This is a genomic window from Mammaliicoccus sciuri (genome assembly GCF_002901825.1).
In the GTDB taxonomy this organism is placed as follows: domain Bacteria; phylum Bacillota; class Bacilli; order Staphylococcales; family Staphylococcaceae; genus Mammaliicoccus; species Mammaliicoccus sciuri.
Genome location: NZ_PPQD01000034.1, coordinates 325,755 through 338,862 on the forward strand (window position 1 = coordinate 325,755; position 13,108 = coordinate 338,862).

Below are 13,108 nucleotides of genomic sequence, written 5' to 3' on the forward strand. Positions count from 1 at the left end.
TGAACCACCAATCGTTAAATCCCCAACTTTAACAGGTCTCGTTTTCGTGCGATGAATGATTTCTGACATGATAAGACTCCTTTGTTTAAATTTGCTAACCTTTACACTTTAGCAGATCTTTTTCCTTTAGGTAAATACATAGCAATCATAACAATGCTTAAAATGATTATACACCATGAAGCAATTATTAATAAAGGAATCACTGTAATCATTCCAAATAATAGTACTAAAGTCGGAAGCGTTATCACAAACGTCATCATTTTGAACCAAGTCATAAAGCGAGACTTTCTTCGTAAAATAATTCCCAATAAATGTCCAGCAAATGCCAGAATTCCAATTTTTATAGATAAGCTTAAGAATTGAATGAATAATAGAAAGACAACAATCAAACTTAAATAAAAATATTTAGAATCATTAATCGTTTCAATAAACTTTATTAAATCATCTTGATCGGTAACAAGAGAGGATAGGGAACCATAGCTAATTTCTGTGTAGTCACTATAATTTGATATTTCAATATGATTTGGTTTAAACACGATTAAATGATGATCTTTCATCGCGAAATCATTAGATTTAGTAAATTCTATCGTTTGATGATTATTTAATTTGATAGATTTATCTTGGGATAAAATCATTTTGTTATGATCTATTTTAAAATCAGGAATCTCTGTCACTTCATCATTGACTAACGTTGATAAATTCTGAGTGATTTGTATGTATTGAATAGAATTTGGTATGATTAATATCAAACTTAATAATAATATATGAAGGAATATGTACCTTAACTTCGTAATTCTAAACATTGGATACTTACTAGGATGCTTAAATAACCTTTTAAGCTCATTTATATACTGCATAAATTCACCTCTTCTTCACTTAATAATAATGTTAAAAAACACCTGTTGCAAGGCGATACATAAGAATTAAAAATTTTTTGATTATTTATTAAACAAATTATTTGTTATAAAACTTTAATCTTGATAAGATAGGTATGTAAAACAAATGAGGAGGATGATTTTTTATGGCTTTTGAATTACCAAAATTACCATATGCGTATGATGCATTAGAACCACACATCGATAAAGAAACTATGGAGATTCATCATACGAAACACCATAACACTTATGTAACAAAATTAAATGATGCAGTGAAAGGTACAGATTTAGAAAGCAAATCTATTGAAGATATTGTTAAAAACTTAAACTCTGTTCCTGATGATATCCGTACTGCAGTTCAAAACAATGGTGGCGGACATTATAATCATTCATTATTCTGGGAACTATTAACTCCAAACGCTTCTGAGCCTTCAGGAGAAGTTGTAGATGCAATTAGTTCTACATTTGGTTCATTAGACAAATTCAAAGAAGAATTTGCAGCTGCAGCAGCTGGCCGTTTTGGTTCAGGATGGGCATGGTTAGTTGTAGATAATGGCCAATTAGCGATTGTTTCAACTCCAAACCAAGATAACCCAATTTCAGAAGGTAAACTTCCAATTTTAGGTTTAGATGTTTGGGAACATGCTTACTACTTAAACTACCAAAACAGACGCCCAGATTACATTAATGCATTCTGGAACGTTGTAAATTGGGATAAAGTAAACGAATTATACCAAGCTGCAAAATAATTCGTCTTTAAATTTGGATGACTGATTTATAAGACAATCATCCTAATGGGGTGGAGCAATGAAATCTTTTTATTTAAACGAGATTTCAGCTCCGCTCTTTTTTTATAAAAATTTACCTATATCAATAGCAATGTAAGTCATAATAATATATGATGAGATTATTATAATAGAGTTAAAAAGGTAGGTTTAGTTGTTGAAACGAGTAAAAAAGAAATCAAAAGAAGAAGCATTTCGCCTATTAATGAATAAACGCGTAAGCCTAATATTGGCCGTTGTCGTGATTTTATTCTCTGTGCTCATTATGAGGTTAGGTTATTTACAAATTGTAAAAGGCGGAGAATACAAGCGAACGATAGATAGTACAGAATCGATTACAGTTAATGAATCGGTGCCAAGAGGCCGTATTTATGATAGAAATGGTAAAGTTTTAGTAGACAACGAGTCTAAAAAGGCAATTACATACACGAGAGATAGAAGAACAAGCCAAGATGATATTTTGAAAATCGCTGAAAAACTATCTCACTTAATGAAGATGGATACTTCAAACATTACAGAACGTGATAAGCAGGATTTTTGGATATTGAGAAATCAAGATGAAGTTCATAAGTTAATGAAAGATGAACAAGCTTTATTCTCTGATGGCAATATTAGTCAAGATGATTATGATAAAGCGTTATACGACAAAGTAACATCTAAATATACAGATAAATTATCAAAAAAGGATTTGCAAATCCTTGCGATATTTAGAGAAATGAATTCTGGATCTCAACTGAGCCCTGTTGTTATAAAAAATGAAGGTGTTAAAAATGATGAGTATGCAGCTGTATCTCAACACTTATCAGAACTACCTGGCGTTAATACAACAATGGACTGGGAAAGACGTTATCCTTATGGTGACACGTTAAGAACTTTATTCGGAAATGTTTCAAGTAAAGAAGAAGGATTACCTAAAGAGTTAGTGAATGACTATCTTGCTAAAGGGTATTCTAGAAATGATAGAGTCGGTAAATCTTACTTAGAATATCAATATGAAGATATTTTAAAAGGCTCTAAGAAGAAAATGAAATATGTCACTGATAAATCTGGGAAAATAACAAGTTCTGAAGTTATTTCACAAGGTTCACGTGGTAACGATTTAGTGTTAACTATCGATATAGACTTACAGAAAAAAGTTGAAGAATATATTGATAAGCACATTGAATCATTAAGAAGCAAAGGCGCTACAGATATGGACAGAGTTATGGTTGTTGTCCAAGATCCTAGAAATGGTGATGTATTAGCAATGGCCGGACGTGATATTGACAAAAATGGTAAGATTACTGATAACCATATTGGTAACTTCACTAGTCAATATACAGTTGGTTCATCTGTTAAAGGTGCAACATTACTTACTGGTTATCAAAACGGCGTATTAAATGTTGGCGATACAATGGTCGATGAACCATTAAAATTTAGTGGTGGTTTAACAAAACGATCATACTTTAACCAAAATGGCAGAAAAACGATTACTGATGCTGAAGCATTAATGCATTCATCAAACGTCTTTATGTATAAGACAGCATTGTTATTAGCTGGATCTCCATATAGTAGTGGCATGTCACTACCATCTGATGTGGAACAAGCAGGTATTAAATTACGTAAAGGTTTAAATCAAGTTGGTTTAGGTGTTAAAACAGGTATTGATTTACCAAATGAATCAGCTGGACAAATTGAACCCATTAAAGATAACCCAGGTAACTACATTGATTTAGCAATTGGACAATTTGATACTTATACACCTATACAACTATCACAATATGTCGCTACTATTGCGAACGATGGGTATAGATTGAAACCACATTTAGCGAAAGAAATTAGAAACTCTACAAATGAAGATTCGCTTGGACCTATTAAAAAGACATTTAAAGGTGAAGTGATGAATAAGGTTAATAATAGTGATAAAGAAATAAAACAAGTACAAAAAGGTTTCGATATGGCGTTTAATAAACCAGAAGGAACAGGGTATACAAGTTTTAATAAAACGGTCGTACGATCAGCTGGTAAAACAGGTACAGCAGAAGTATTCAAAGATGGTAAACCAAAAGTAAATTCAACATATATTGGATATGCACCTGCTAAGAATCCTGAATTATCATTCTCAATCACTTATACAAATCAACCCGTACCAGAACCATGGTTACCAGGTGGGGATTTAGGTAGAGATATTATTAACTATTATTTTAAAGATAGAAAATAACTCAATATAAAGATTGAATCAATATAACATCTCATTTTACTGATTAATTCAGTAGAAATGAGGTGTTATTTTTTATGTGTGAATTTATTTTTGAATAGTTTGAGATTTAGTGAAGTACATAGATTACGATTTTGTTTGTGCATGTTTGCCTAGGGTATGGCTTGAGCCTGTAGTCCCTCGCTCATACGATTCCCTCAGGCGTCAGCACTTCACAAAATCGTTTTATAGATATGATTAGTTACAAATCTCCCGAGTTTTGTAACTAAGGAGCCTCTTATTAACAGTTCTCCTGAGTTTTGTAACTATGTGGGCTCTTATTAACAAATCTACCGAGTTTTGTAACTAAGGAGCCTCTTATTAACAGTTCTCCTGAGTTTTGTAACTATATGGGCTCTTATTAACAAATCTACCGAGTTTTGTAACTAAGGAGGCTCTTATTAACAGTTCTCCTGAGTTTTGTAACTATGTGGGATCTTATTAACAAATCTCCCGACTTTTGTAACTAAGGCAGCCCATAGTAACAGTTCTCCCGAGTTTTGTAACTACTGTCCCCTTATTAAAAACCATTCTCTTTATTTTTCACATTTTAAACCGTTTTCATAGGAAGTTAACACAAAATTTACATTCAATTTATTTGTACTTAATAAAGAAATTGTAAAGTGAAGATGTAATAAAGATTAAGGCGATATTAATTAGGAGGATTTAACATGAAAAAGTGGCAATTAATCGGATCAACAACAGCTTTAAGTTCTGTACTTTTATTAGGAGCTTGTGGTGGGGCAGCTGAAAAATCTAGTTCCGGGGATACTAAATCTTCAGATGATAAAAAATTAAGTGGTGAAGTTAAAGGTGATGGTTCATCAACAGTTGCACCAGTTATGGAAAAAATAAACGAAGACTTCTCAGCAGAGCAACCTGATGTTTCAGTTTCAATTGGTGTATCAGGAACTGGTGGCGGTTTTGAAAAATTCATAGCGGGAGAAACAGACTTTTCAAATGCTTCTAGAGATATTAAAGATGAAGAAAAAGAAAAATTAAAAAATGCTAAAATAGAATACACTGAGTTTAAGGTTGCTCAAGATGGTTTAACAGTAGCTGTTAACAAAGATAATGACTTTGTTGATGAGTTAAGTATGGATGAATTAGCAAAAATTTATAGCGGCAAAGCAAAAACATGGAAAGATGTTAATTCAAAATTCCCTGATAAAAAGATCAAAGCATTTTCACCAGACCAATCACATGGTACTTACGACTTCTTTAGTGAAGAAGTATTAGATGAAAAAGATTTACAATCTGAGAAAAATGCTGACACGAATGTCATCGTTAAATCTGTCCAAGATAATAAAGATTCAATCGGATTCTTTGGATATAACTTCTATCAAGAAAATAAAGATTCACTTAAAGCAGTGAAGATTAAAGATGATGGAAAAGCAATAGAACCTACAGATAAAACAGTAAATGATGGTAGCTATCCTTTAAGTAGACCGTTATTCGTATATGCGAAAAATAAATCTCTAGAAGATAATGATGCGTTTTATGGATTTATGGAATATGTAATTGATAACTCAGCAGATGCTGCAAAAGACGCTGGTTATGTTCCATTGAAAGATGATGAGTATAAAGAAGATAAAGAAACGTTAGAAAAATTTAAAAAATAATCATTAATAAATTAAAGCAGAGGGCGGTCAGTAATCGCCCTTTTTCAAAATGAAGGAGTTATTTTTATGAAACAACAAACTTCAGTACAAGAATTGATTAAGCAAAATAACAATAATAAAGGTAAAGTCTTTGCGGATAAAGCTGTTCCCATTATTTTATTGTTAATCGCTTCGGTTTCTGTACTTACAACAATCGGGATATTATTCACACTTGTAACTGAAACAGCAACGTTTTTCACAAGAGTGAATCCATTTGAATTTTTATTTACGAAAGACTGGGCACCTTTTTCATCTGATCCTAAATACGGTATTTTCGCACTTATATTAGGTACGTTGAAAGTTACAGCGGTAGCGACAATCTTTGCTGTTCCAGTTGGATTAGGTGCAGCACTATACTTGAGTGAGTATGCCTCTGATAGATCAAGAAGAATTATTAAACCTATTCTTGAAATATTAGCTGGTATACCAACAATTGTTTACGGATTTTTCGCTTTAACATTTGTAACACCAATTTTAAGAGGTATATTCCCGGATTTAGGAAGCTTTAACTCTATTAGTCCAGGTTTAGTCGTGGGGGTCATGATTATACCGATGATTACGAGTATGAGTGAAGACGCTATGAGTTCGGTACCAGATTCAATTAAAGAAGGTGCACTGGGATTAGGTGCAACTAAGTTTGAACTTGCAACTAAAATTGTATTTCCTGCTGCTTTATCCGGTATCATCGCATCTGTTGTATTAGCGATATCAAGAGCAATAGGTGAAACAATGATTGTATCTTTAGCGGCAGGTAGTACACCTGATTCGAGCTTTAGCCTAATAGGATCTATTCAAACAATGACTGGATTCATTGTCCAAGTTGCTACTGGAGATGCGACTTACGGATCTGATATTTATTACAGTATTTATGCTGTAGGTTTCACATTGTTTATATTCACATTTATTATGAATATTATTTCACAATGGATTACTAAACGATTTAGAGAGGAGTATTAATATGTCAGAGGTTAATTTAGTTGATCAAACCGTCGTTCGTAAAAAGCTACCGACAAGATTAATGAAAAATAAAGTCATTAAATCAATATTTTTCGTTTGTACATTAATTGGCTTAATCGTATTAGCTATTTTGCTATTTGACATATTTAGAAAAGGTATTCCTTATCTAAATACAGATTTCTTTACAAACTTCTCATCTACATCACCTGAACGTGCAGGTATTAAAGGTGCTTTAATCGGTACACTATGGCTCATGATGACGATAGCACCTATATCTATCATACTAGGTGTTGGTACTGCTATTTACATGGTTGAATATGCAAAAGAAAACTGGTTTACGAAATTTATAAGAGTCAATATTTCAAATTTAGCAGGTGTTCCATCAGTAGTATTTGGTTTATTAGGATTAACAATATTTGTACGTGGTGCAGGTATCGAAAATTTATCACTAGGTAAGACAGTTATTGCTGCAGCATTAACGATGTCGTTAATGATATTACCAATTATTATTGTAGCAAGTCAGGAAGCAATTAAAGCTGTCCCATCTTCTATTAGAGAAGCATCATTAGGATTAGGTGGTACTAAATGGCAAACGATTAAAAATATTGTATTACCGGCTTCAATACCTGGTATTTTAACAGGGACGATTCTTGCACTATCAAGAGCACTTGGAGAAACTGCACCACTTGTTGTAATCGGTATTCCTGCAATATTGATGAAAACACCAAACAGTATATTTGAATCTTTCCAAGCTTTACCTATGCAAATATACAACTGGGCTAAATTGCCACAGGCAGAATTTCAATTTGTTTCGTCAGCAGCAATTATCGTATTACTCGTAATTTTAATTCTTATGAACTCAATCGCAATCTATATTAGAAACAAATATCAAAGAAAATTATAATAATCAAAATGAAGAGGGGTCATAATTATGACAGACGTAAAAATTAGAGATTTATCTCAAAATATACCTTCAAATGAGATGACAGCAAATCAACAAATAGCAGTAGAAGATAAAAATATTGTTTATAAAACGAATAATTTAGATTTATGGTATGGAGATTTTCATGCGCTTAAAAATATAAATTTAGATATTACAGAAAATGAAGTGACTGCAATTATTGGGCCATCAGGTTGTGGTAAATCAACTTATATTAAAACATTAAATAGAATGATTGAATTAATTCCAAGTGTTAAAACATCAGGAGAGATCATTTATAGAGATAAAAACATTTTCGACAAAAAGTATAGTGTTGAAGAATTAAGAACGAATGTTGGTATGGTTTTCCAAAAACCAAATCCATTCCCAAAATCCATATATGACAACATTACTTATGGACCAAGAATTCATGGTATTACGGATAAAAAGGTACTAGATGAAATCGTTGAACGTTCATTAAAAGGTGCAGCTATTTGGGATGAATGTAAAGATAGACTAGATAAGAATGCATACGGATTATCTGGTGGGCAACAGCAAAGAATTTGTATAGCGAGATGTTTAGCAATTGAACCAGATGTTATTTTAATGGATGAGCCAACTTCAGCGCTAGATCCTATTTCAACACTAAAAGTAGAAGAACTTGTGCAAGAATTAAAAACTAAATACTCAATCATTATCGTGACACATAACATGCAACAAGCAGCTAGAATTTCTGATAAAACAGCGTTCTTCCTAAACGGTTATGTAAATGAGTTCGATCAAACAGATAAAATATTCTCTAACCCAACAGATAAGAAAACTGAAGACTATATTTCAGGGAGATTTGGATAATATGGTTATTAGAGAAAAATATGAAGATGAATTAAACTCACTCATTAATGATTTGTTTGTGTTGGGTAAAGAAGTATACTTTATGATAGAACAATCTATATCTGTATTGAGCGATGAAGATAGAAACAATGCTCGTAATTTAATCAAATACGATAAAAAAATAAACCAAATGGAATATGACATTAATGAAAAAGTGGTTATGCTAATAACAAAGCAACAACCTATAGCGACAGATCTTCGTGTTATGATCTCAGGTTTAAAAATCGCTTCTGAATTAGAACGAATGGCTGACAATTCTACTAATATTGCTCAAATCAGAAAAAGAGTTAAAATAACAGATTATTTTATACTAACGAGATTAAAAACAATGGGTAAATTGGCAATGTTAATGCTAAAAGATTTAGAAGCAGCAGTTAATGACAAAGATATCTTGTTGATAAAAGAAATTATTGATCGTGACAATGATATTGATGATTTATATCGCGAGATTAGTAATACGACATATTTAATCGATAACGATCCATTTATTTCTGCTCAAGCTCATCTTGCTGCAAGATACTTAGAACGAATCGGCGACCATATCACGAATATATGTGAAAGTTGCTATTATTATATAACTGGTGAACACTATGAACCTATTGAAAAATAGTACTGGAATTATATAAGCATAGATGGTATTATAATAAGGTCGTATATTAATTGAAATAAGAATAGGAGGGTTCATCATGCGCGTAAATGTAACTTTAGCATGTACTGATTGTGGTGAAAGAAACTACATCTCTAAAAAGAATAAACGTAACAACCCAGAGCGTATTGAAATGAAAAAATATTGTGCTCGTGACGGTAAACACACTCTTCATAGAGAAACAAAATAATAAAACGAATAAAAACACATTCCATTATACGGGAATGTGTTTTTTTAATACCTTTAAAGGTTGTACGACTACCTATCACAATAATTCTTGTGTTATCATATTATGTGTAACTGATAAAAATTTAATCAATATTTGGAAGTGTTAAATTCATGTCAAACAAGAAAATTTTAAGAAAAGAAATATTGAATTTAATGAGAAATCAAGATATTTCTCAAAAAGAACAATATGATTTAAATTTAAAGGAACAATTATTTGAACATAATAATTTTAAGCAAGCCAATTCAATTGCTATCGTTATGAGTATGGACCATGAAGTCAATACGATACCTATTATTGAACATCTATTGAATATAGGTAAGAAAGTGTTCGTACCGAAAACGAATTACGAAACGAAACAAATGGAATTTCAGCGACTACATGATTTGAATTCTATTGCAATTGATCAAAAAGGAATTAAATATGTTGATGAAGAAACTGAAATTAGTGATGATATTGATTTAATTATTGTACCTGGTGTTGTATTTAATCAAGCTGGTTATCGTATAGGCTATGGTGGAGGGTATTATGATAAATATTTATCTCATTATAATGGACATACAATAAGTTTGTTATATCCTTTTCAGATAAGAAACTTTGATGCTGAATCACATGATATACCAGTTGATGAGATGTTGACACCAAATGATATATGGAGAAGAGTAGATGGATAAAACAAAACAAATGTGGAAGTCGATATATTATTTAGTTTATACAGAAGGCTATAAAATAATATCGATTGATGAAGAAGAAGCAGAAATATGGTTGACACATGAATCTAAAAAAATTGTCAAAAGGTTTATACATAAGACGCCTACACATCAAGAAGTTGATTTTGACTTAGAAAAAATTACTGACCATTTAGGTGACTTAATTGATAGTATAGGGTTTAGCTTTGAACAATTAGATGTTTTTTATATTACCGAAAAAGAGATGGATTTCGCTGAATTTAATCATACTAAACGCCCTAAAATTAGGTATCATGCTTTATATGAGCTTGATGATTTCGAGAAAGTATCTCATCACTTCGTAACGAAGCATCAAATTAAACGTAATAGAACAAATCCTGTTACGACATATAAAAATAAATTATTGAATGCGAGCTTTATTGATAGCTTTATGCTTAAGTTTTCACCGGTAACATACTTTTTAGTAGCTGCTAATGTAATTGTATGGCTGTCTTTAATTTTAATTTTTAATCATTTTGGCCAAATTAATTTAGTCGATTACGGTGGGCTTGTACATTTCAATATAGTACACGGTGAATGGTACCGTTTATTAACGTCCATGTTTATACACGCGAATTTTACACACTTAATGATGAATGTATTTTCACTCATTATATTCGGTAAACTTATTGAAGGTGCATTAGGATCCATTAAAATGTTCACCATTTATTTCATATCAGGTTTATTTGCAGGTATTGTGTCGCTTAGTATTGACACACAATCCATTTCAATTGGTGCAAGTGGTGCCATTTTCGGATTAATTGGTGCTTTTATTGTGTATTTATTTACACGTAAAAATATTAATAAACAATTTGTATTACAAACATTTATCGGTATTGTGATTATTTCGTTATTAGCTTTGTTTATTAATAATGTAAACCACTTCGCTCATTTAGGTGGATTCGTTGGTGGGGCAATCTTAATGTTTATCATGTATAAATGGATGGAACATGATAAATTCAAACTTTATTATATTGCTGCCTTTATAGTCATCATCATCACTTTGATTGTTATCATATTTAACAGACAACAACATTATATATATGATGAATTAACGAAAGATGCTATGAATAACGGTGATTTTGATAGAGCAGAAACAATGGTAAAGCAAATTAAAGAGAAGAACTTCGAGTCGGATGAGACATATATTTTAAGTGGCTTAATCGTGGCGAATAATACATCTTTGAATGAAGCAATACTAGAATGGGAAAGAGGCTTAAAAGTTTTTCCTAATTCAGCTAAATTAAATTACCAATTAGCTTTAGGTTATAGAGCAAAAGATGACTATGATAAAGCGAATAAGTTTATTAATAAGGCAATAAAGCTTGATAAAAAGAATGAACATTATGCAGCATTAAAAGATGAAATTGATGCGTTTAGGAGTTAATTTTATGAATAATTTATATGACGTACAACAATTACTTAAAAAGTTTGGTTATATCATTTATTTTAAAGATGAAGAAGATCAACTAGAAATGATGGAACAAGAAATAAAAGCTATGTATCAATCTATGCTTATTGATAAAGAAACATTTTTACAAGCACGGCTTATTATAAATCAGAGAAGGATTGAGAAAAAATGACACATATTTTATCAGCTGATATTGGTGGTACGACATGTAAATTAGGTATTTTTGATCGTTCACTAAATATCGAAGAAAAATGGGAAATTTCAACGAACAAAACGGGTGAAGGCATATTAGAGAATATATATGATTCATTCGTTGTACATCTGAATAGAAAAGATATCGACATTAAAAACATTATCGGTATGGGAATCGGTGTACCTGGACCAATTGATTTTGAAAATGGTATTGTCAATGGTGCTGTGAATTTAAATTGGACTGGTAACATTGAAGTTAGAAAACATATGCAACAATATTTTGATGGACCAATTTACGTAGATAATGATGCGAATGTCGCAACTTTAGGTGAAAAATTTAAAGGTGCTGGTCAAAATGAAAGTGATGTTGTTTGTATGACGCTAGGAACAGGTGTAGGTGGTGGCATTGTTTCAAACGGAGAATTAATTCATGGTCATAATGGTTCAGGTGCTGAAATAGGTCATTTCTTAGTGGATCAAAAGAAAAGATTTCAATGTAACTGTGGTATGAAGGGTTGTCTCGAAACGGTTGCTTCAGCTACAGGTGTCATTAATTTAGTACATCATTATTATCCAAATATCAATATGAAATCAAGTATTCATGACTTAATTACAGGTAAAAATGTAACAGCTAAAGACGTATTTGATGCTGCAAAATCAGGAGATGAATTCAGTTTGTTTATCATTGATAAAGTAGCTGGTTACATTGCTTATGCTGCAAGTGTTGTTAGCGTCATGACAAATCCTAAATATATTATAATTGGTGGTGGCGTTAGTAAAGCCGGCGATATTCTCATCCAATTTATTAAAAAGCATTATGAAAAAATGACATTTAAACCTGCACAAGATGGTACAAACATCGTAGTTGCACAATTAGGAAACGACGCAGGTATCATCGGTGCAGCTGGTCTAATTAAGACATATGTAATAGAAAAGGAGAATGAATAATGGCAATAGTTGACGTAGTCGTAATACCAGTAGGAACAGAAGGACCTAGTGTGAGTGAATATATTGCAGATATTCAATTAATTTTAGAAAAACATAAAGAGGCAGGTACAATTGATTATCAATTAACACCAATGAATACACTTATTGAAGGTGATCTAAAAGATTTACTTGAAATTATACAAGAAATTCATGAAAGTCCATTCAATAAAGGATTAGACAGAGTTTGTACAAATATTCGAATTGATGATAGAAGAGATAAGTCTAGAAAAATGAACGATAAATTAGATTCTGTTAATAAACATTTGAACAAATAAAAAAGACGAGTGTAAACTCGTCTTTTCTTTAATGATGTAAAATTGGATAACCGTATGTAAAGATTGTAGCTAATGAGAAGAACCCAAAAGATACTACAGTTATTGCACCAAAAAGAATGCCCAAAATATTTTTGTTTTTGAATGCTGAAATTAAACCAAATATAGCTAGAATAAAAACAGCTAGCATTAATAATGAGAAAATATTAACACCGATATGGATTTTTACTCCAAATAACTCAAATAGTTCCCCTGTGTCGATAAATGGCATTCCAATACCCCCAATACAAATTTCTTTTATTATCATATTAATTGTATAATT

General features: G+C 31.5%; 15 protein-coding genes. 13 read left to right on the top strand and 2 right to left on the bottom strand.

Annotated features, from left to right (window positions below; all coding sequences use genetic code 11):
• Positions 1–101: 101 nt before the first annotated feature.
• The gene (locus CD035_RS13030; RefSeq protein ID WP_048539709.1) at positions 102–857 is read right to left on the bottom strand and encodes a DUF1189 family protein; all 756 of its coding nucleotides are present in this window, start codon (positions 855–857) and stop codon (positions 102–104) included.
• A 164-nt stretch (positions 858–1,021) separates the two neighbouring features.
• Between CD035_RS13030 and CD035_RS13035 the strand changes: the two genes are divergently transcribed.
• From CD035_RS13035 to CD035_RS13095, 13 genes are all read left to right on the top strand, one after another.
• Positions 1,022–1,624, top strand: a complete 603-nt coding sequence (locus CD035_RS13035; RefSeq protein ID WP_048539710.1) for a superoxide dismutase — start codon at positions 1,022–1,024, stop codon at positions 1,622–1,624.
• A 190-nt stretch (positions 1,625–1,814) separates the two neighbouring features.
• Positions 1,815–3,860 carry a peptidoglycan D,D-transpeptidase FtsI family protein gene (locus CD035_RS13040; protein ID WP_048539711.1) on the top strand — a complete coding sequence of 682 codons (2,046 nt, stop codon included), beginning with the start codon at positions 1,815–1,817 and terminating at the stop codon, positions 3,858–3,860.
• A gap of 707 nt (positions 3,861–4,567) precedes the next feature.
• A complete protein-coding gene (locus tag CD035_RS13045; RefSeq protein ID WP_048539712.1) occupies positions 4,568–5,518 on the top strand; it encodes a PstS family phosphate ABC transporter substrate-binding protein in 951 nt (316 codons plus the stop codon).
• Between the two features lie 66 nt (positions 5,519–5,584).
• On the top strand, positions 5,585–6,514 hold the full coding sequence (pstC, locus tag CD035_RS13050) for a phosphate ABC transporter permease subunit PstC (protein WP_048539713.1): 930 nt from the start codon (positions 5,585–5,587) through the stop codon (positions 6,512–6,514).
• 1 nt (position 6,515) lies between these two features.
• Positions 6,516–7,418: a phosphate ABC transporter permease PstA gene (gene pstA, locus CD035_RS13055; RefSeq protein ID WP_048539714.1), complete on the top strand. Its 903-nt coding sequence runs from the start codon at positions 6,516–6,518 to the stop codon at positions 7,416–7,418.
• Positions 7,419–7,496: 78 nt separating this feature from the next.
• Positions 7,497–8,285, top strand: a complete 789-nt coding sequence (pstB, locus tag CD035_RS13060; RefSeq protein ID WP_229412558.1) for a phosphate ABC transporter ATP-binding protein PstB — start codon at positions 7,497–7,499, stop codon at positions 8,283–8,285.
• Between the two features lies 1 nt (position 8,286).
• A complete protein-coding gene (gene phoU / locus CD035_RS13065) occupies positions 8,287–8,934 on the top strand; it encodes a phosphate signaling complex protein PhoU (protein ID WP_048539716.1) in 648 nt (215 codons plus the stop codon).
• 76 nt (positions 8,935–9,010) lie between these two features.
• Positions 9,011–9,160: a 50S ribosomal protein L33 gene (rpmG, locus tag CD035_RS13070; protein WP_016911879.1), complete on the top strand. Its 150-nt coding sequence runs from the start codon at positions 9,011–9,013 to the stop codon at positions 9,158–9,160.
• 149 nt (positions 9,161–9,309) lie between these two features.
• Positions 9,310–9,870 (top strand): 5-formyltetrahydrofolate cyclo-ligase, encoded by a 561-nt coding sequence (locus CD035_RS13075; protein WP_048539717.1) that lies wholly within the window; start codon positions 9,310–9,312, stop codon positions 9,868–9,870.
• Positions 9,863–11,311 carry a rhomboid family protein gene (locus CD035_RS13080; protein ID WP_048539718.1) on the top strand — a complete coding sequence of 483 codons (1,449 nt, stop codon included), beginning with the start codon at positions 9,863–9,865 and terminating at the stop codon, positions 11,309–11,311. Before CD035_RS13075 ends, CD035_RS13080 begins: the two co-directional genes overlap by 8 nt.
• Before the next feature lie 4 nt (positions 11,312–11,315).
• The gene (locus CD035_RS13085; RefSeq protein WP_078099923.1) at positions 11,316–11,507 is read left to right on the top strand and encodes a YqgQ family protein; all 192 of its coding nucleotides are present in this window, start codon (positions 11,316–11,318) and stop codon (positions 11,505–11,507) included.
• Positions 11,504–12,475 carry an ROK family glucokinase gene (locus tag CD035_RS13090; RefSeq protein WP_048539719.1) on the top strand — a complete coding sequence of 324 codons (972 nt, stop codon included), beginning with the start codon at positions 11,504–11,506 and terminating at the stop codon, positions 12,473–12,475. The genes CD035_RS13085 and CD035_RS13090 overlap by 4 nt, the downstream gene beginning before the upstream one ends.
• Positions 12,475–12,789: an MTH1187 family thiamine-binding protein gene (locus CD035_RS13095; protein ID WP_048539720.1), complete on the top strand. Its 315-nt coding sequence runs from the start codon at positions 12,475–12,477 to the stop codon at positions 12,787–12,789. The genes CD035_RS13090 and CD035_RS13095 overlap by 1 nt, the downstream gene beginning before the upstream one ends.
• A 28-nt stretch (positions 12,790–12,817) precedes the next feature.
• On the opposite strand, the gene CD035_RS13100 is transcribed toward CD035_RS13095, so the two are convergent.
• Positions 12,818–13,057, bottom strand: a complete 240-nt coding sequence (locus CD035_RS13100; RefSeq protein ID WP_016911885.1) for a DUF2759 domain-containing protein — start codon at positions 13,055–13,057, stop codon at positions 12,818–12,820.
• Positions 13,058–13,108: the final 51 nt, after the last annotated feature.